Below are 17,201 nucleotides of genomic sequence, written 5' to 3'. Positions count from 1 at the left end.
ATTGTAAATTAATTGGTAGATATTATATCTTGCAAGAAAAATAGATAAAACAAGGATGATTTATTTTTACAGTACCAAATCATCCAGAAAAATAAATAAATGGAACGTAGAAAATTTTTAAAGAAAGCATCGGTATCAGGTTTAGCTTTAGCTATTGTACCAGCAATTGCATCTTGTGTAACGGAAGGTGAAAAAGAAAATAAAGTAACAGCAACAAGTAAAACGATTGTTCCTGTAGTAGTAGCAACTTGGCGTTTTCATAATGCTACAAAGGCTGCTTGGGAAGTGTTAGAAAAAGGAGGCGAATCTATTGACGCTATTGTAGCGGGTTGCAGAACCGAAGAGGCAGATTTAAAAAATACAACTGTTGGAAATGGAGGAGCCCCAGATAGAGATGGCAATGTAACACTAGATGCTTGTATTATGAATAAAAATGGAGGTTATGGTGCTGTCGTTTGCATGGAAAACATTGCGCACCCTATTTCTGTAGCTCGTAAGGTAATGGAAGAAACTCCACATGTAATGTTAGCAGGAAAAGGTGCGGAACAATTTGCTGTTGAGCAAGGGTTTAAAAGAGAGAATTTATTGACGGAAGCTTCTAAAAAAGCTTGGGAAAAATGGAAAGTAAAATCGGAATATAAACCGATTATTAATATTGAAAATCACGATACTATTGGAATGTTAGCTATCGATAAACATGGAGATATTTCTGGCGGATGTACTACAAGCGGTATGGCTTATAAAATGGCTGGTAGAGTAGGAGATTCTGCAATTATAGGTTCAGGTTTATTTATAGATAATAAAATAGGAGGTGCTACTGCAACCGGAATGGGAGAAGAAGTGTTAAAAACTGTTGGAAGTTATTTAATTGTAGAATTAATGCGACAAGGAAGAACACCGCAAGAAGCTTGTGAAGAAGGTGTAAAAAGAATAGTAACATCTAACCCCAATTACAATAATTTTCAAGTGGGTTATGTTGCCATTAATAAAAAAGGAGAATATGGCTGTTACTGTATTCATGATGGTTTTGGAATTAGCAAATATCAAGAAGGAAAACAGACCTATATAGAATCTGGATCTTATATTAAAAAAGCATAAAATAAAATGAAGGCTACAACTGATAAATCATACAAAAGTGCTTTTATATTTTTAACAACATTGTTTTTCCTTTGGGGATTTATTACTGTCTTAGTCGATAGTTTAGTGCCAAGATTAAAAGATGTTTTCGAAATGTCTTATGCAAAAACAGTTTTAGTACAGTTTGCATTTTTTGTAGCTTTCTTTGTGTTTTCGCTTCCAGCCGGATTTATCTTATCGAAAATTGGTTATAAAAAAGGAATTATTCTAGGTTTATTAACGATGGCATTAGGTTGTTTACTCTTTTACCCTGCTGCATCCTATCGTGCCTTTCCGGTGTTTTTAATAGGTTATTTTACATTAGCCGGTGGAATTACTATTTTACAAGTAGCAGCAAACCCTTATGTTGCTTTGTTAGGAAGTGAAGATGGGGCAAGTAGTCGTCTAAATTTATCGCAAGCATTTAACTCTTTAGGAACCACTATTGCACCAGTTGTTGGCGCATTATTCTTATTAAGTGACTCTGTAAAAACATCAACAGAAATAGCCATATTATCAAAGGTAGAAAAAAAAGAGTATTACATTTCAGAAGCAGCTACTGTACAAACTCCATTTATTTTAATAGCTTTTTCAATTGCAATTCTAGCGTTGATTTTTGCTTTTATAAAATTGCCAAAAGTGATGGAAGAAAGCCCTAAAGGAGGATATGTAACACTACTTAAAAACAAGTTAATGTTAATGGGAGCTTTAGGAATTTTTGTATATGTTGGTGCAGAAGTATCTATTGGTAGTTTCTTAGTAAACTATTTTTCTGAGATGAATTTATCTGTAATTGTTGCAGAAAATGAAACCATGATGGATATTGCAAATACCATCGCGAGTCTTTTTAATAAAACTTTTACAGATTCTGACCCAAAATCTTTATTAGGAATCTTTGTGATATTTTATTGGGGAGGAGCAATGATAGGACGTTTTGTAGGTGCTTATTTAACTAAAATTATGACACCAGGAAAAGTATTAACCATTTTTGCTTCTTTAGCAATTACCATGATTCTAATTTCTATAAACACTACAGGGTTAATTTCTATGTGGTCTATTTTAGCAGTTGGTTTGTTTAATTCAATTATGTTTCCAACAATATTTACCTTGAGTTTAGAGGGGTTAGGAGATTTAAAAGCACAAGCTTCTGGTTTACTTTGTATGGCAATTGTTGGTGGTGCAATTATCCCTTTTATTTTCGGGAGTTTAATTGACAGTTTTGGTTTTAAAACGGCTTTTGTTTTAACAATTCTATGTTATGGCTATATTTTATTTTATGGAAGAATTAAAGCAAAAAAGAATTAGAGTATTTATCTACTTTTAGATTGTTATTTTTTAGGGCGTTTTAACGGGCTTTTTACTATATCTTTTTGTGAAAAACAAAAAGGATGCCGTTTCAATCCCTAACGCAAACAATTTTGTTAGCAAAACATCAAAAGCAAACAGTATTTAAAAGGGAAGTAAAAGAAAGATCTTATATTTAATAGTGTATCTAATCTCTTTAGTGTCTATCTTATTATAACAAGAAAAATCAAGTAAAAAACAAGTAAAAAACAATACAAATATCCGCATAAAAAGGACAAGAAGGGCGTACTTTTGTAGTTGCTAAAAAAGTATAGATATTTCTCAAAGAATTGAGTTGCAATAAGATTGATTGTACAATCCTCCACAAAGAAAACGGAATACAAAATGGCACAGTACAATCTGTAAACATTCAACTAAAAGGCAACGACCTTGTCGGTTTTTTAAATCTTGGTTAGAAACAATTCAAAGAATTGATACCTCTACTTTTAGAAAACAGAACAAACGTAAAAACTGATTTATTAGCTGTTTTGAAGTAGAAAGTTCAGAATTCATAGAAATGAATGAAAATGAAATCAAATTTCAAGCAATAGGAAGTCCTGTTGCAAGAGAGCAGCATGTAAACAAAGTAAGTTCTGCAATAAGAGCAAAACATATAAAAATAGGTGTACATGTTTTGGTTGCGGATAGCAGTTCTCAGCATCAAAATAAAAGAACAGCAATTATAAGGTTACAAGAAAAAGTTGTAAATTATACTATTGAACAAGCTAAAGAGCATTTAAAAAGTCAATAGAAAAACCATGAAGAACTTCAAAGAGGAAATCCCATTCGAGTTTTTATAGAAACAGGTTTTAAACAAGTTAAAAAAAATCATTTAAGAATAACAGAAATTAACTTAACGATTTTAAAAAATAGAATAAATGTGCCATTACGAATAATAATGAAGTCCTCTTTTGAAGAAATTGAGTTTACTTCGCTACTCTTGCAATGGTAAACAAAGAAAATAATATGGGAACATTAACAAATAACTATGTTTTTAAAGCATTAGAGAATTATCCTTATGATTTAGAGGAAGTTATGGAAGCATTAAGTTATGCATTGTCTGCAGATGATAAAAACACCATGGCTTTAACTTTAATGGGTAGAGTATATGCAGAAAAATTGTATAAATATGAAGAAGCTATTGTCTATTTTAAACAAGCGTTAGCAGAAAACATTCATGCTTTTGAGGTGTATGCACCTTATATTAATACGCTTTTTTGGAACGAAGATTATAAGGAGGCCGAAGAGTTTATAGATTTTGTATTGACAGTAAAAGGATCAGATAAAGCTGTCTTATATCTTAAGAAAGCTATTTTATACGAGCAATTAAAAGAATATAAAAAAGCCTTAACTTTTATAAAATTGGCAAAAGAATATGCATTTAATTCAGAGTATATAGCAGATATTAATGTTGAAAAAGATAGAATTAAAGGTAAAATGCCAAAAAAGAAGAAGAAGAAACCTTCTGTAAAAGAGAGTAAAAGTAAAAAGTAATTTAGTTAGATGAAAAAACACTAAACGCTAGCTAAATTAACATTGCAATTATAAAATAGACCTTTTATGGTAATAAAAAAAGATATTCTTTTCCTCTATCTAAATAGAAATAAATAGAGAAGAAGAATATTTTTCTTTCCATCTAATTACTTTTTATAACCTTTTTAGATAAAAGAACGCCATCATTTTCAACAATAGCATTGCCTACTAAGATGCTTGTTTCAGTTTGTACTTCAATGTTATAAAAGTTTAATGCACTTGTAATAGTAGTTAAATTGTCTTCAATAATTTTTTTAGCATTTATTGCACTTGTGTATGGATCTCCTATTAACTTGCAGCGATCTTACTAATGATATATTATTATTATTATTATTATTATTATTGGTGAAATAAGACAACTTTACTATAGGTTTATCTAGAAAGTTTTAAGTTAAAATATAATTATTCAAAAAAATATAAATTCAATTTTACAAAGTCAAATTTGGCATAGAAAGGAGAGAAAAAGACTATATTTAAAGTCTCTCCTAAATATAATTTTACTATTTTTAAAAAAAAAATGTTAGATTTTAAAATATGATTTATTCTCAAGAAGAACTCATAGAAAAAGCAGTTCTCTATTTTAAAAGAGGCGATTTCTCTTTAGGTTATAGAACTCTTTTAGATGCTGCTTTAAATACAGATTCTGAAGAAATTTACATAAAGGTTTTAAATTTTGTAACACACTATGAAAAAGAAAGTAGCGAAGACAAGTCTCCGTTGCTTTATTTGTTTGAAAATTGTGTTTCAGAAATAAAAAAGATCCATATAGAGAGTGGAGGTTTACTTGGCAAAACAATTTTAAAAGCAGAGAACATTACCAAAAATTATAACAATAATAGATTCGTTTTAGGACCTGTAAATGTTGAATTAAAGAGAGGGGACATCTTTGGTTTGGTGGGTGAAAATGGGAATGGAAAAACAACTTTATTAACTATTTTAGCTTCTTTAGTAGAAGAGTCTTCAGGAAGTTTATCGTATTCCTTTTTAATTGAAAATAAAGACAAATACGACCTATTGTCTAAGTTAGTTTACATTCCGCAAAGAACACCTGTTTGGTACGGAAAGGTTTTAGATAACTTAAAATTTACTTTGGTACACCATGGTGTAAAAGGCAAAAAAAATAATTTATTAGTTTTAATGATGGTTGCCAGATTCGGACTTTGGAAATACAAAGATTTAAAATGGAGTGAACTTTCATCTGGTTATAAAATGCGTTTTGAATTGGCAAGAACAATGTTGCGCAGACCAGAAATTATTTTATTAGATGAACCCTTAGCTAACTTAGATATTTTAGCACAACAGGTTATTTTAGAAGATTTAAGAATGATTTCTAAATCGCCCGTAAACCCTATTGCAATGGTGTTTTCTTCGCAGCAATTGTATGAAGTAGAAAAGATTTCTGATGAAGTTATTTATTTGAGAAACGGTAAACCTTCTGCAGATTTAAACTTAGAAGCAGAAGAGAAAAATAAGTTAATTGTAGAAATTGATACAAAAAACTCTAGAGATGAAATAGTAATGGTTTTTAACAATAATCAATTAGAAAAATTAGAATTTAACGGTGGTGTCTATATCCTATATTTTAAAGAAGGTTTTTCTTTTAATGATTGTTTAGCTGCTATTTCTAAAAATAATTTTTCGCTACAATATATTAGAGATATTTCTAAATCTACAAGACGTTTCTTCGTTTATTAATTCTTAAAAATATTCAAATGAATTTTATCAATAAAATTAATAAACATCTTTTAGAAAATTATCCTTTAATTTGGAACACACGTCTGGTTTGGATGCTTGCAGTAAATATTTTGGTTCATTTATTGTTTTTTATGATAGGGTATGCTTCTGCAAATTCGATAGAAGATTTAAAAGCACACTACAACTTAAGTAATTTCTTTTTTGAAACCTCTACAGTATATTATAATTTTTTAATATCGATATTTATCTTATTAGTTTGGGTTATTTATTACTTAAGAAATAATGCTTTTAAGAGTGTATACTCTTTAAAAAAAGGCATGCTATTTAAGCAGTTTTGTGTTATTTTACTTATATTTTTTATCAGTACAACTCAATATTTTTCATTTAAAAAAGGATTGGTAACAAAAATAAAATCACTTTACAGTTGGGCTGAAGTAAGTGAAGATATTAAAACATTTAATAATATTGGTTTGTTTTTTGTGCACAAACAATCAGATTTTGAAATCAATAAAAAGAAGTATCCAAAACCATTTCCTTTAAAAGTAGCAATTAATACTAAAAATAGTACAGATAATGTAGATTTTGAAAAACCTTATTTAGAATATGAAGGCACTCAATTTCAGTTTTACAGCATTAATGAGAAATTTTGGCAAGAAGATTTAAAGGAGCATGCATTTTTAAATGATTACGAAAAAAATAGTTTTAAATACAGGAACATAGAAGATATAAGTGCCTTTAAAGAACTTTTACATCCTTCATTGTACAATTATTCTGAAACTAAATTTACAATTGGTCAAGATTCTACAGATTTAAAGAATCAATTAAAATACTTTCAAAATATATTAGATACCGGTGACGAATCTAAAATTAAAGAAGATTTAAAGAAAGGACTTTTTCTAGCTAAAAAATATGAATTAAGTACTAATTTGAATATTGAAACTTGGTTTAACTTGGTAAATAATAAGCCTAATTACTTATTAAAAGAATTACTGAACACCTCTAATCCTTTAAACAAAGGTTTAATTGCACATCATAGCAATGTAAACGAAAATATTAGCAACACTAACATTCCGTATTCAAAAACACTTTATTTTAGTTTTAATAATTTAGATCATTTTTTTGGTAATGTGTATTTTTCATACTACCCAACCTTTAATGATGTTATCTTTTATTTTTTAATAGTTACCTCTTTCTTTTTAAGTGTATTACTGTTCGTTTTTAAAACAACAAATATAAAATCGCTATTACTAAGTTTTGTCGCTAGTTTGGTTGTCTTAGTAATTATTATTTGGTTGCTGTCTAGCAAAGGTTTTATTCTTTCAGGAGCGTCAATTAGAGATTATAGAGAGTTCTTAATAATGATGGTAATTTCTCTCATCATTATTCTTTTATCGGTTGTATTTTATTTAAAAAAGATGAAGAAATTACTGGTTTCAATTACTTGTACTTTAAGTGTTTTTGCACTACCAGTTTTGTTTGTTTTTTCTAGTTTAGCTTATAGTAAATACCTAGATAAAAGTCATAAATATCTTTACCCTAAAGCGTATGATTATATCAGTAATTTTGAGAAATGGTTTAATACTTACGGAGTTTTGGCTACAATTTTAATTTGGCTTTTAGCAGTATTTATATATGCTACTTTTATAAGGAAGCTAAATGCTAGAGCAGCATAGTTGTTATTTAAACAAGGCATCTAAAGTTAAAACATCTAAATAGCCATCAGCAAATAACTTATTCTTTCTTTCAAAGTTTTTAAGTGCTGTCATGGTTTCTTTTTTAAATATTCCGTCATTTTTTAGGTTGTAACCTTGTGCTATTAATCTCTTTTGGACTTCAAAAATTAATGGACTTTTTTCACCATTTCTCATATTTTTAGAAGCATTAAATAAACCTTTAATCTTATTTATTGCTAAAGATTCTTGATGGCTTTTTAAATTTGTACCAGTTTCCTCTAGAAATTTAATTTCTTCGTTCGAAAGCCCTTTTTCTTTTAGAATAGCAGATTTCTCTAATTTAGCTTCAAAATACTTTACCACTGCTAATTTCTCAGCATATTTTGCCACAGCAAATTTAGTTTTAGTATCATCATCTTCTGGTGTTCTAACATCAATATTGTTTGTTGTCCATTGAAGCATCACAAAACTATTTAACTCTTCAATAACTTTGTTGTAATTAATAACCAATTCTTGATTGTGATATTCTAGATCTATTTTCTTATCAATAGTATAATTAACTTCAGGAGAATTATACCTTTTGTATTGATTGTATTTTCCGTAACCAATAAAGAATGCAATAATTAATAATAAAATAATTATAATCTGTTTCATAAGAATATATTTTAAAGAGGAATTAGTTTTTTAACAAAAATAGATTAAAACATCTAAAAAGTTAGGTTTTTAAAAATTAGAATTGTTTGCTACCAAAATGAATAGGGTATCGTTTTTCTATTTTGTTATTATAGACACCGTGAGTTTTTAATGAAAATACTATTTAGCATTTAAATAAACCCAATAATTATTTTCTTTACAAAATAGTGAGTGCTCTTCTATAACCTCTAAGTTTCCATTTTCTATAAAATAGGCTTTAAAATAAACCGTATTCTCTGTCGAATTTAGTATTTCTAGTTTGGTCCATTTCACAGATTTTGCCCATTGTTCTAATTCCTTATATTCTTTATTAGAAAGTCTTGTAGCACTATGATGGCTTTTGTGTAAATACACAATATCAGCTAAAACAAAAGCACTATATCTAGAACGCATTAATGCTTCTACAGAAACAACTGTTTCAATGTTTATATGTGCTTTTTGACAACAGTTTTTGTATAAAACTTTTGGGTTACAAGGACAAATCATGTTTAATTTATAAGTTCATTTTCTTTAATTCTAAAACAACGCTCTTCTCCTAAAAATAAAGGATTTCCATATTTTTCAGACCAAAAACCGTCTAAAATATCTTTAGAAATACATCTGTATATTACAACACCTTTATAAATAGTGTTTTCATCTCCTTGATAGTTAAAATTAATCACCAAAATATTATCTTTGAAAAAACCTGTTCCAAATTGTTGCTGACTTTTATTAATGAGCCATCTTGCAACAATTCTATTGTTTTCGTCTAAAGATAGTTCTAAAACTCCTTTATAAGAACTTTCAGTTTCATCTTGGTTGCTGCCAAGTATTTGAAACTTGCCCACTAAATCTTCAATATTTATTTTGTGTACCAATATGGGTATTTAAAATTGTTATTATTTTAGAAAATATAGAAACAGAAAGTTCTTGTTAAGTAAAGAAAATTATTCAGTATCTTTTTCTATAATTATGGTTCTTGTAGGGTAAGCTAAATCAATACCATTAGTATCAAAACGAGCTTTTATGGTTTCGTTTACATCGCACTGTAATTCAAAAGAATCTACAAAACTTTTAGACCAAGCCCAAGCACGAATAGTCATTGTAGAGTCGTTTATTATTGTTAGCGCAGTTTTTACAATAGGCTTTCCGTCTTTTTTATCGAGCTCAGAACGATTGTCTAGTATTAATGGATGCTTCTCACATTCTTCTTGCATTATTTTTTTTGCAAGCGCTACATCACTATCATAAGAAATGCCCATTTCTACAAACTTACAATTCTTTAATTCGCCTAAATTATAATTAATTAGGCGCTCTTTGTTTATTACAGAATTGGGAATAACAATCATTTTGTTCTCAAAACTTCTAATAATTGTATGTCTTAACGTAATATCTGTAACAGTACCTACTAAAGTATCTGTAATTTGAATTATGTCATTGATTTTAAATGGTTTAAAAGAGATAATAAAAATTCCGCCTATCAAATTAGAAAGTGCTTCTTGAGAGGCAACACCCGCAATAATTGCAATTACACCTGCACCTCCTAAAGCCGTTTGTGCAACGCCTTTTAATGATGGAAATGCTAACAAACCAAAAAGTATTCCTATAAAACATATTGAAAAAACGGCAACATATCTTAAAAACTTTAAACTCGTTGGATCTTGATTTTGCTTAATTTTTTCTCGAATACTTCTTTTAAACCAAAGATTGGTTGTGGCTGCAGTAACTATTGTAATTACTGCTAAAAAACCAAGATAAAGCGCTAGTTTAAAATCAGCTTTTAATTCACCATAGCTTTCTTCTTCAACAAAAATAAAGCTCAAAGCAATAATTCCTAGAACTAACCAAAGTGTATTTAATACTGTTTTTAATAATTTTAAAGAAGTAGATTTCTCTCCAGGGAATTTGGCTTCTTCTTTTTTTAATAACCATTGATATATAAAACGGGTAATAAAATATAAAACAACAACTGTTGCAATTACAATTGCTACATAAATAAGAAGTGGCTTATATATTTCTAAAAAATCTGTCATTTATGTGCTCATTAAATTAATTTTTCACCAATAACGCCAACTAGAAATCCAAAAGTGGCGCCTAATGAGGTTAAGTAATTATTCTTTAACTTACTTTCTGGAATAATATCATTTATTAATAAATATAGAATTCCTCCACTTGCAAATGTCATTAAATGTGCAGTTAAAATAGGCGAATCTGTTAAAAAATAATGGCCAATTAATGCACCTCCAATTCCGAAGAAACTTAAAATGAAAAAGATAATTAATGTTTTTTGTGCAGTAAAGCCGCTTGCTACTAAATCTCTATAGGAATTAAAAGCTTCAGGTAAGTTTTGAAGTCCAATAAAAATAGCTAGTAAAAGAGCCATCTTTGGTTCAATTGCAAAAGTAGCACCTAAAGCAATAGATTCTGGAATAAAATCCATTAACATTGCCAGTAACGTTGCATTCTTTCCTCCTTTTTTAGCCAAATATCGATCAATAAAAAGAAAGATTAAAACACCAACAGTAAATGAGATTGTCATTGGTAAAACATCTAAATCTTCTAATCCTTTAGGTATTAAAACCAAAGCAACAGCAGACAAGATTATTCCTGCGCCAAAAGACATCATGGTATGTGTAATCTCATATTTTATAGGATTTTCTTTAATATGATGATTAAAAAAATTTGCCAAAAGACCACCAATAAAAACGGTAATACCTGCAAACCCAGAAAATAATAGTAAGTTCTGCAACATCATTTAATGGTTTAAAACTACTTTTTCTTTCGTACTTGCTCTTAAAATAAAGTAGCCAATAATTGCAGAAATAAGTGAGCCTAAAAGGATTCCTATTTTAGCTGAAGTGATGTATTCTGGTGTTGATGCAAATGCCAAACTAGCAATAAAAATAGCCATTGTAAAACCAATACCTGCTATAAATGAAACACCAATAATTTGTTTAAAATTAACGTCTGACGGTATTTGAACCAAATTTAACTTTTTAGCCAAGAAAATTACAGAAGGAATTCCTAAACCTTTACCTAAAACTAAACAAATTATTATATTTATAACCAGTGGAACTTCTATGTCTACAGAGCTATCGATTAAAATACCTGCGTTTGCCAATGCAAATAAGGGAATGATAAAATAGGCCACCCAACCATGTAGGTTGTGCTCTAAATGTTGTAAAGGAGATTGAAATTTATTAGACCAACCTTCTAAATCATTCATTTGTTCTATTTGTTGTTTCGACAAAATAGGTTTTTTTAAAACATTTGCGTTTTTAATACCTTTAAAAATACCTTCTAATCGATTTATAAATGTTGAGGTTTCTATATTCTGACTAATAGGAACAGAAAGGGCTAATAAAATTCCTGCAACCGTTGGGTGTACTCCAGATTTTAAGAAAAGTAACCAAACAATAATTCCTGTAAAAAATAGAATATATTTTGAGTAATACCCTTTATAAGATAAGAAATATAGAATACCCAATAAACCTAAACCAATAAATAAAAGTGTCATTTTAATAGTACCACTATAGAAAATAGCAATAACCAAAACAGCTTCAATATCATCTACAATTGCAAAAGCAATTAAAAATATTTTAAGACTTAAAGGCACTCGTTTTCCCAACGCGTTTAAAACGGCTAAAGAAAAAGCAATATCCGTTGCCATAGGAATTCCCCAACCTTTAAAAGTATCTGGATTTTGATTTAAAAGCATATATAAAGCTACAGGAACTATTACGCCACCAACTGCACCAAATAAAGGGAATGCTAATTTTTTCATGGTGTTTAACTCGCCAATTAAAACTTCTCTTTTTATTTCTAAACCAATTAAAAAGAAGAAAATAGCCATTAAACCATCATTAATCCAAAGTATTAATGGTTTTTTAAGTTCGAAAGTTTCACTTGTAATTCCAATTTCATAATCCCATAGATAAGTATAGCTGTCTCCAAAACTAGAATTTGCCCAAATTAATGCAATTATTGTACTTAATAATAATAGAATTCCGCTGAATCCTTCAATTTTTACAAATCTTTGAAGTGGGGTAAGAAATATTTTTTTTATCATATTTTTTTAACGTAAACATTGAATTTCAAAGATAAGAATTAGAGAAGTAAAAACTTAAAACAATACGCTATTTTAACTTTTATTTTAGTGATTGTTCCGTTTCTATTATATAATTAAAAAAGGGAAGAGGGAAATTTATTTAAACTTAATTTAAAAATAGAAAAAAAATAGCGTAATTAAGATAAAAATGCTGTTTTCGAAATGGTATCTGTTACTTTTTAAGTAGCAGTTATGGTGATTGATGGTAGTGTGAATTTATAAAAAAGGAGATAACAAGCGTACTATTTTCTCCCATAAATGGACACGTTTTGGTCTGTTTAGCCAAGTTTTTGCATCAATTTGTTCAGACACTTTTAAATCGTTATTGAAAACATCTTTTAATTGTTTTGCAATTTTTTCACTATACAATAAAGCATTCACTTCAAAATTTAAATCAAAACTTCTATAATCCATATTTGCAGAACCAATTATAGCTAAATCATGGTCTACAATCATTGTTTTTGCATGGACAAACCCTTTATTATACTTGTAAATTTTTGCACCATATTCTAGTAATTCTGTGTAATAAGAATTTGCAGCTGCGTTTACCATTTTAGAATCTGAAACTCCAGGAATAATTAGTTTTACATCCAAGCCGCTTTGAATGGCAATAATTAATGCATCCATTAAACTTTCTCCGGGAATAAAATACGGACTTGTAATATAAATGCTCTTTTTGGCTGAATTAATAGCTTTTAATAATGAATAAAAAATAACAGGTTGAAAACTGTCTGGGCCAGAAGCAGCAATTTGTACTATTTCATTCTGTATCGTTTCCTGTTTTGAATTATCTGGAAAATATATTTCGGAATATTCTAAAGGTGAATTGCTGCAAAAATTCCAATCACATAGAAACAAGTATTGTAAGTAGGATGCTGCTTGCCCTTTGATTATTAAATGTGTATCTCTCCAATATAAATGTTCTTTTTCATTTGTATCATTTCTATATTTATCACTCATATTAATACCACCAACAAAGCCAATTTCGCCATCGATAATTACAATTTTTCTATGATTTCTATAGTTGATTCTGTTGGCTAAAGCATACCATTTTATTTTATAAAAAGGTGCTGTTAAAACACCTGCATCATTTAGAGAATTAATAAATTGTTCTCCTAGACTATGACTACCAAAATCATCATACATAAAGCGAACTTGAATACCTTGTTCTGCTTTTCTTTTTAAAATTTCTGCAACTTGATTTCCGGTTATATCGTTTTCATAAATATAATACTCTATATGTATATGTGAGGTTGCACTTTCTAAAGCTTTTAATAATGCTGGAAACTTTTCTTCACCATTTATTAATAATTCTACTTTATTATTAGCCGTTAGTGGGCTGTTTCCCGAACGATGAATAAATTCAATTAAATTGTGATATTTATCTGCTACCAATACTGATTTCAGAATGGAATTGGAATAGCTGTTTATTTTGTTTTTTAGACGTTTGCGAAGTGGTTCGTCTTGCACAATTTTTTTTGTGTAGAGTTTTCGTTTGCGATAATTAATTCCGAAGGAAAAATAAAATAACATACCAAAAATAGGTATAAACACAATAAATAGAATATATGCCAATGCTTTTGTTCCGCTTCTTGTATCATACAAAACCCTTAAAATAACTAAAATTACGATGAGTGCGTAGATGATTTGTAATGCTATAATCCAATTCATAGTATTATTGTATATGGTTTCCAAATTAAGGTTTTTTTTTGGTTGCATATTGGCTAGAAAGAAAAAAACCTCACAGATTTAAAAACCTATGAGGTCTTAAATTCTATCCATAGAATAAAATTTAAGCAAGCTCTTCTTCTTTATCTTCTAAAGCTTCTTCACTTTCATCTTTAAATAAATAACGTTCTTTACTATCATCTAATTCATCCATCCATTCTGTGTGGTGGGTTTCTGCCATGGTTCCTGTAACCACACTTTGAAACGTTTTGTCGCGATATGTTAAAATATTATCATCTTTATCTTTTAGCCATTCTTTAAACATTTCGGCAACCTTTTCTACATTAAAATCTGGGTAATCAGATAAAGCCAGTAAGTCTTTAATATAGGCCGTTTGAAAGTCTACATGATCATGGCTAGATTTTAATATTTCATTATCAATCAACCATTTATTAATGTCTAAACGTCTTTCTGCTTTTGCTGGTATCTTGTAACGATCCATCATAAAATCTCTCGCAACCCAAGCTTGAGCGTCAAACATATTAAAGGTGTAATATTGATCTTGCATTCCTAAATACATTAAATTCGGAATGTCATTAAAGAAAACACCTTTGTATAAATGATCTGGATATAAGTTGTTTTTTGTTTTTAAACGTAATTCGTCTGGTAAAAAAGGAAATTTGTGTTGATAGCCTGTACACATGATAACGGCATCAAATTTTTGAGAAGTACCGTCTTTAAAAAAAGCAGTATCTCCTTTAAAATACTTTAATAAAGGTACTTCTGTAATTCCTTCTGGCCAATTTACACCAATAGGATTGCTTCTGTAACTTAATGTTACCGATTTTGCGCCATGTTTATGACATTGAACACCAATGTCTTCTGCAGAATAACTGCTACCTATAATTAATAAATCTTGATCTTTGTAAGGATCTGCTCCTCTAAAATCATGTGCATGCATTACTTGACCAGTAAATTCTTCTATCCCTTCGAAATAAGGCATGTTTGGAGTAGAGAAATGACCAGAAGCTACGACTAAATAATCAAATTCTTCTGAATATGTTTTATCTATTTTTAAATTGTCTAAAACAATTTTAAATTTTTTAGTGTCTTCATTGTAATTTATCCAGCGTACAGTTGTGTTAAAACGAATGTAGTCTCTAACGTTGTTTTTTTTGATGCGACCTTGAATGTAATCGAATAAAACAGGTCTTGGTGGGTAAGAAGAAATTGGCTTCTTAAAATGCTCATCAAAAGAATAATCAGAAAATTCTAAACATTCTTTAGGGCCGTTAGACCATAAATATTTATACATACTTCCATGTGCGGGTTCACCATATTTTCCAACACCTGTTCTCCAAGAAAAATTCCACATGCCGCCCCAATTGCTTTGTTTTTCAAAACAAACCACTTCTGGTACTTCTAAGCCTTGTTTTTTAGCAGCTTCAAAAGCTCTTAATTGTGCCAATCCACTTGGTCCTGCACCAATAATTGCAACGCGTTTTTTACTTATATCCATAATATGTATGCATTTTTTTAGCTTGCGCAAGTTTCATAGGAAATAGCACAAACAATTATTTATTTATAATTTTAGTAATAGCTACGTTTTTGTAGCATAGGAAATAACACAAAACCCATTTAGATTGAATTTAAGCAGTATTAAAAGTGCTTTTTCTATGGAATGAAGGTTGTTTTTCCAGAAGTAACAAAGGTACTGTTTTTATAGCAATTTTCTTAATAATAACATCGAATAACGCAATAAATACAGCTGTTTTTATTGATTGTAAAACAGCTATATTATAACTTACCCACGAGGAACTAATTTCGGATTTTTCTTTTTTTCACGGATTAAATAAATTCCTATTAAAATTAATGTTCCTCCAAAAATATACCAAAATGAAAATTTTTCACCATCTAAAACACCCCAAATAACAGCAACAATTGGTAATAAGTAACTTGCTGTGCTTGCAAAAACGGCAGAGGTATCTTGTATTAATTTAAAATATAATAACATAGCAATTGCAGTACCAAAAAAAGTTAAAAAAGCTAAATAACTTATAGGTTCTGTATATGCTGGTTCCATCTCAAAATTTTGAACAAGTCCTGTGAAATATAAAATAACCAAAGCAGGAACAGCCCAAATAGAATATACTGCAGCCGTTAATTTTATGGCATTTAAATTCGGAATTCGTTCTTTTATAACCACAGCATTTACGCCGTAAGAAGCGCCGGCTAAAACGACTAGCATTGTATACCAAAATTTAGAATCTTCCGTATTTCCTTCAGAAAAATAAATTAAACTTGCAGCTCCTAAAAAACCAATAATTGCACCGATTACTTGTGATTTCTTACTTTTAATTCCGAAGAGTAGAAAACCAAAGACCATTACAAAAACAGGTACTAAAGAATCTAAAATACCAGCCAAAGAACTGCTTACTTGTGTTTGTGCTATTGGAAATAAAAACATGGGTAAAAAATTACCAAAAAAACCAGCAATTGTAACCCAAATAATTGTTTTTCTAGACATTTTAAATAATGCAGGAACACCAATAAAAGCGAATAAAAGCCCTGATCCTACAACGCGTATTGCACCGATTTCATAGGGCGTAAATGCTACTAAAGATTTTTTTATCAACATAAATGAACTTCCCCAAGTTAACGCAATTACAAATAATAAAAACCATTTGTTATTTAAAAATTTCATCATAATTTAAAAGTAGTAAAGCAGCTATAAAAAAATAGCTGCTTTTGGTAAAATGTTGTTGTGTTTCTCGCTTTAAAACTAAAGATTTTTCAGCTTTAGAGTGAGTATCTAATTATTCCAAATCTAAGAAAAATTAAATTCATAAACTCGGTTTTTCTACATATCTAAAGTTTACTCGCCACCTCTATTAATAAAGATAACTTGCCCACTAGTCCAATTAGAAATTGGTGCTGCAAAATACAGTACTGCACCAGCAATATCTTCTGGTTTACCTAATCTATTAATTGGTGTGTGTTTTGACTTTTCTTTTTCTAACTCTGGTGTTAAAACGGTATTTAAAGCATCTGTTCGTGTTGCTACGGGTCTTATTGCATTTATTCTAATATTATCTGGTCCATAATCAAAAGCTAAATTACGTGTCATGTGGCTTATTGCAGCTTTTGAAGACGCATACTCACTAATTGGCACAATCTCCACATACTAAACACATTAATTTCAAAAACTTTTTTAAACTGCTCTAAAGAAATATTATAAGGGCTTTCCTTTCCTGTATCACCGCCACTAAAATTGTTATCAAAACTTCAATACTTCCAAGTTTTTTAATAGCTTTATCAACTAAACTTACTGAAGCTTCATTTTTTGTAACATCACAGTCTATGGCAATAGCTGTACCATCGTTATTATTTAC

At 29.3% G+C, this 17,201-nt stretch carries 16 protein-coding genes; 6 read left to right on the top strand and 10 right to left on the bottom strand.

Translation table 11 applies throughout. The features are described 5' to 3' along the window. Positions 1 to 99 precede the first annotated feature (99 nt). The 6 genes from CW731_RS04940 to CW731_RS04915 all read left to right on the top strand — a co-directional run bounded on the left by CW731_RS04940 (position 100) and on the right by CW731_RS04915 (position 7,361). On the top strand, positions 100 to 1,098 hold the full coding sequence (locus CW731_RS04940; protein WP_100945680.1) for a N(4)-(beta-N-acetylglucosaminyl)-L-asparaginase: 999 nt from the start codon (positions 100 to 102) through the stop codon (positions 1,096 to 1,098). A gap of 6 nt (positions 1,099 to 1,104) precedes the next feature. Then, a complete protein-coding gene (locus CW731_RS04935) occupies positions 1,105 to 2,421 on the top strand; it encodes a sugar MFS transporter (RefSeq protein WP_100945679.1) in 1,317 nt (438 codons plus the stop codon). A gap of 556 nt (positions 2,422 to 2,977) precedes the next feature. Then, entirely contained in the window at positions 2,978 to 3,211 is a 234-nt protein-coding gene (locus tag CW731_RS04930; RefSeq protein ID WP_100945678.1) for a peptide chain release factor-like protein, read from the top strand. Positions 3,212 to 3,426: 215 nt separating this feature from the next. After that, positions 3,427 to 3,954, top strand: coding sequence for a tetratricopeptide repeat protein (locus CW731_RS04925; protein WP_100947634.1), 528 nt, complete (start codon positions 3,427 to 3,429; stop codon positions 3,952 to 3,954). A 573-nt stretch (positions 3,955 to 4,527) separates the two neighbouring features. After that, positions 4,528 to 5,688, top strand: a complete 1,161-nt coding sequence (locus CW731_RS04920; RefSeq protein ID WP_100945677.1) for an ATP-binding cassette domain-containing protein — start codon at positions 4,528 to 4,530, stop codon at positions 5,686 to 5,688. A gap of 17 nt (positions 5,689 to 5,705) precedes the next feature. Further along, on the top strand, positions 5,706 to 7,361 hold the full coding sequence (locus CW731_RS04915) for a hypothetical protein (RefSeq protein WP_100945676.1): 1,656 nt from the start codon (positions 5,706 to 5,708) through the stop codon (positions 7,359 to 7,361). A gap of 3 nt (positions 7,362 to 7,364) precedes the next feature. On the opposite strand, the gene CW731_RS04910 is transcribed toward CW731_RS04915, so the two are convergent. From CW731_RS04910 to CW731_RS15760, 10 genes are all read right to left on the bottom strand, one after another. Continuing rightward, positions 7,365 to 8,015: a peptidoglycan-binding protein gene (locus CW731_RS04910; RefSeq protein ID WP_100945675.1), complete on the bottom strand. Its 651-nt coding sequence runs from the start codon at positions 8,013 to 8,015 to the stop codon at positions 7,365 to 7,367. Between the two features lie 159 nt (positions 8,016 to 8,174). Next, a complete protein-coding gene (locus tag CW731_RS04905; RefSeq protein WP_100945674.1) occupies positions 8,175 to 8,540 on the bottom strand; it encodes a YchJ family protein in 366 nt (121 codons plus the stop codon). A gap of 2 nt (positions 8,541 to 8,542) precedes the next feature. Continuing rightward, the gene (locus tag CW731_RS04900; protein WP_100947633.1) at positions 8,543 to 8,899 is read right to left on the bottom strand and encodes a hypothetical protein; all 357 of its coding nucleotides are present in this window, start codon (positions 8,897 to 8,899) and stop codon (positions 8,543 to 8,545) included. An 81-nt stretch (positions 8,900 to 8,980) separates the two neighbouring features. Then, entirely contained in the window at positions 8,981 to 10,066 is a 1,086-nt protein-coding gene (locus tag CW731_RS04895; RefSeq protein WP_100945673.1) for a mechanosensitive ion channel family protein, read from the bottom strand. An 11-nt stretch (positions 10,067 to 10,077) separates the two neighbouring features. Beyond that, positions 10,078 to 10,788, bottom strand: a complete 711-nt coding sequence (locus tag CW731_RS04890) for a ZIP family metal transporter (protein ID WP_232734724.1) — start codon at positions 10,786 to 10,788, stop codon at positions 10,078 to 10,080. Continuing rightward, entirely contained in the window at positions 10,789 to 12,102 is a 1,314-nt protein-coding gene (nhaA, locus tag CW731_RS04885) for a Na+/H+ antiporter NhaA (RefSeq protein ID WP_100945672.1), read from the bottom strand. 255 nt (positions 12,103 to 12,357) lie between these two features. Next, positions 12,358 to 13,812 (bottom strand): cardiolipin synthase, encoded by a 1,455-nt coding sequence (gene cls, locus CW731_RS04880; RefSeq protein WP_100947631.1) that lies wholly within the window; start codon positions 13,810 to 13,812, stop codon positions 12,358 to 12,360. Positions 13,813 to 13,933: 121 nt separating this feature from the next. Then, positions 13,934 to 15,322 carry an NAD(P)/FAD-dependent oxidoreductase gene (locus tag CW731_RS04875; protein ID WP_100947630.1) on the bottom strand — a complete coding sequence of 463 codons (1,389 nt, stop codon included), beginning with the start codon at positions 15,320 to 15,322 and terminating at the stop codon, positions 13,934 to 13,936. Positions 15,323 to 15,613: 291 nt separating this feature from the next. Continuing rightward, a complete protein-coding gene (locus CW731_RS04870; protein WP_100945671.1) occupies positions 15,614 to 16,516 on the bottom strand; it encodes a DMT family transporter in 903 nt (300 codons plus the stop codon). Positions 16,517 to 16,684: 168 nt separating this feature from the next. After that, entirely contained in the window at positions 16,685 to 16,981 is a 297-nt protein-coding gene (locus tag CW731_RS15760; protein ID WP_302849640.1) for an SDR family oxidoreductase, read from the bottom strand. Between the last annotated feature and the right edge of the window lie 220 nt (positions 16,982 to 17,201).

This window comes from Polaribacter sp. ALD11, assembly GCF_002831685.1.
Classification (GTDB): domain Bacteria; phylum Bacteroidota; class Bacteroidia; order Flavobacteriales; family Flavobacteriaceae; genus Polaribacter.
Note: the sequence above shows the minus strand (reverse complement) of the source record. Positions and strands in the feature narration are given on the sequence as shown.

What these genes read in the sequence shown, in the direction of transcription:
- CW731_RS04940 (WP_100945680.1), top strand. Translation starts at nt 100, where the DNA reads ATGGAACGTAGAAAATTTTTAAAGAAAGCATCGGTATCAGGTTTAGCT.
- CW731_RS04935 (WP_100945679.1), top strand. Translation starts at nt 1,105, where the DNA reads ATGAAGGCTACAACTGATAAATCATACAAAAGTGCTTTTATATTTTTA.
- CW731_RS04930 (WP_100945678.1), top strand. Translation starts at nt 2,978, where the DNA reads ATGAATGAAAATGAAATCAAATTTCAAGCAATAGGAAGTCCTGTTGCA.
- CW731_RS04925 (WP_100947634.1), top strand. Translation starts at nt 3,427, where the DNA reads ATGGGAACATTAACAAATAACTATGTTTTTAAAGCATTAGAGAATTAT.
- CW731_RS04920 (WP_100945677.1), top strand. Translation starts at nt 4,528, where the DNA reads ATGATTTATTCTCAAGAAGAACTCATAGAAAAAGCAGTTCTCTATTTT.
- CW731_RS04915 (WP_100945676.1), top strand. Translation starts at nt 5,706, where the DNA reads ATGAATTTTATCAATAAAATTAATAAACATCTTTTAGAAAATTATCCT.
- CW731_RS04910 (WP_100945675.1), bottom strand. Translation starts at nt 8,015, where the DNA reads ATGAAACAGATTATAATTATTTTATTATTAATTATTGCATTCTTTATT.
- CW731_RS04905 (WP_100945674.1), bottom strand. Translation starts at nt 8,540, where the DNA reads ATGATTTGTCCTTGTAACCCAAAAGTTTTATACAAAAACTGTTGTCAA.
- CW731_RS04895 (WP_100945673.1), bottom strand. Translation starts at nt 10,066, where the DNA reads ATGACAGATTTTTTAGAAATATATAAGCCACTTCTTATTTATGTAGCA.
- CW731_RS04890 (WP_232734724.1), bottom strand. Translation starts at nt 10,788, where the DNA reads ATGATGTTGCAGAACTTACTATTATTTTCTGGGTTTGCAGGTATTACC.
- nhaA (WP_100945672.1), bottom strand. Translation starts at nt 12,102, where the DNA reads ATGATAAAAAAAATATTTCTTACCCCACTTCAAAGATTTGTAAAAATT.
- cls (WP_100947631.1), bottom strand. Translation starts at nt 13,812, where the DNA reads ATGAATTGGATTATAGCATTACAAATCATCTACGCACTCATCGTAATT.
- CW731_RS04870 (WP_100945671.1), bottom strand. Translation starts at nt 16,516, where the DNA reads ATGATGAAATTTTTAAATAACAAATGGTTTTTATTATTTGTAATTGCG.